We start from the raw sequence: 266 nt of genomic DNA on the forward strand, positions 1-266 counted from the left end.
GGCGCTGGGGTTCCACCTCTCTGCACTCTACTCGCCGATCGGCTGGAAGAGCTGGGAGCAGATCGCGCGCGACTGGCTGGCCGCGCAGGGCTCGGACGAGATGCTGCGCGCCGCGCGCAACACGCTTTTGGGCGAGACCTGGATTGAGAGCGGTGAGGCGCCGGAATGGCAGCGCCTGGCGGATCGGCGCGAAGCCTTCGCAGCGCAGATCCCGACAGACGGGCTGTTCCTGACGGCGGGCGCCGATGTGCAAAAGGATCGCATCG

1 protein-coding gene is annotated in these 266 nt (G+C 68.4%); it reads left to right on the plus strand.

Annotated elements, in window-relative coordinates:
- The coding region (locus JI666_RS22105) for a terminase gpA endonuclease subunit (RefSeq protein WP_206895040.1) at positions 1-266 on the plus strand (266 nt) is incomplete at both ends.

This window comes from Bacillus sp. NTK071 (genome assembly GCF_017303315.1).
GTDB lineage: Bacteria > Bacillota > Bacilli > Bacillales > Guptibacillaceae > Guptibacillus.